This window comes from Thiolapillus sp. (assembly GCF_048562965.1).
GTDB classification, from domain to species: Bacteria; Pseudomonadota; Gammaproteobacteria; order Chromatiales; family Chromatiaceae; genus Thiolapillus; species Thiolapillus brandeum_A.
The window spans coordinates 1-1,609 of record NZ_JBHNMF010000689.1 but is presented as its reverse complement, the minus strand read 5'-3'; the positions used below and the strand labels follow the sequence as shown (position 1 = coordinate 1,609).

The following is a 1,609-nucleotide window of genomic DNA, read 5'->3' as shown; positions in this document are numbered from 1 at the left end:
GCTACCCACAAATTCTGCTGAGGAGCCCAGATTATTTTCATACTGGCGTTACGAACGCTGATAAATCCAGTTGCCCTTGAAACCAATCTGTTTTGCGAGCTGAAAAAGGGGGCTCAGAACATTCTCATAGGCTTCCTTGAGCGAATCCTCTTCCAGCAGTGCTTCGTGTGTTAGATGAAGGTCCATTAGATACGGTTCTGTAGTTCGATGCCATTTGCGCTCAGTCACTGTTTCACGCCACACACGAAGCCAGTGGTTCTGGCTGTCGATGAATGCTGAGACATAATTTTTATCGGGCAGCCAGTTGCTTTTCATTGCATTGACACGGGGGGTTACTGGGATCAGGTTCCACGGTCGATCGTGACAGACGAAAGACCAGGGGATGAAATGATCCAGTTCGAATTCGTCTGGATGTAGTTGGCATCCCGAGTAGATGCAATTGAACCTTTCTGCTTCCAGTACTTGGCGCCAATAGGCTCTGGGAGCGTTCAAAGTCGTTCGGACAGATGGTGGTGAAAGTTTTTCCGGGATTGCAGGTACATTCGGGTTACGGGTTTGCAAATAGCGTGTCCAATGCCACTTGGCCCAACCTTCGACGATGGAAGCATTATCGCGCAGATAGCGGTGCCATTGTGGGTGCAGCTGAAGATGGCGCCCTTCAATTCCTAGGCTGTATAGTGGTTTCCGTTCTTCGAAGTGTTGCTGTGATAGTTCGGCAATCTGCGTATTTTTCTGGCCATCCGGAATTCCCCGGAGACGGTCCTCGAAAAAAGGTGATAACAGCCGAAAAGGAACATAGCGAAGCAATTTCGGGCCACCGATCCGGTTCCACTGATCCGCGATAGCCTGACGAAGTCGTTGTTGAGTTTCTGCGTTGCCCGCCGCTGAGTGAGAGCCGACCCCAAAATCCAGGGAGTCCAACACTAAGCCGATCTGATCTTGCAGGCCAAAAGACAGGCGGAAGTAAATATGTGGGTACCACGCCAAGGCCAGCATTTCCACACCGATGTCATCGATGTCCACAACCAGTTGCTTGTCGTTTATCTCGCGCCGCGAGACTGCCAGTAGAGCTTGGAAAAACAGAATTTTGTAGGAGTTGGTCACATTGCCAAAAACACGGGACAGGATCCTTATATCAAGCTCTGGTACGTGAGGCAGGTCAGTCATCCCAGTATTTGGCCTTTTTTGGAAAAATCCAACGCACTCCTCCGCGAGGATCGGGGAGGTCGCCTTTGTAACGGGGAATGAGATGGATGTGTAGATGAGAAATAGTCTGTCCCGCTGTAATGCCGTCGTTTATGCCGATGTTGTATCCTTCGGGCCGATTCAGCTTATCCAATGTGATGCGCGCCTCATCCAGCAGATCAAGAAGTGCCATTCTTTCTTCAGGCTTGATTTCGAAGAAGGATGCGACATGGCGGTGTGGCAGGATGAGGGTATGGCCAACAGAAACTGGATAGGCGTCTCGTATTGCTATGCCGTAGGCATTGGACAACAGGATACGTTTTTGCGGCAGATGGCAGAACGGGCATCCTGAATAGTCGCGATTCAAATTCTGCTCCACGAGGTGGATGGGCAATTAACTGGGTGCATAGGTAGAGTAGCTAGT

General features: G+C 50.3%; 2 protein-coding genes. Both read right to left on the bottom strand.

Annotated elements, in window-relative coordinates:
* Window positions 1–48: 48 nt before the first annotated feature.
* Complete coding sequence (locus ACOCD2_RS19205) at window positions 49–1,167, bottom strand: HNH endonuclease domain-containing protein (protein WP_293653116.1); 1,119 nt, start codon at window positions 1,165–1,167, stop codon at window positions 49–51.
* The gene (locus ACOCD2_RS19200; RefSeq protein ID WP_293653118.1) at window positions 1,160–1,552 is read right to left on the bottom strand and encodes an HIT family protein; all 393 of its coding nucleotides are present in this window, start codon (window positions 1,550–1,552) and stop codon (window positions 1,160–1,162) included. The genes ACOCD2_RS19205 and ACOCD2_RS19200 overlap by 8 nt, the downstream gene beginning before the upstream one ends.
* Between the last annotated feature and the right edge of the window lie 57 nt (window positions 1,553–1,609).

Excerpts from the sequence above, each read along its gene's own strand:
- ACOCD2_RS19205 (WP_293653116.1), bottom strand. The coding sequence starts at position 1,167 with ATGACTGACCTGCCTCACGTACCAGAGCTTGATATAAGGATCCTGTCC.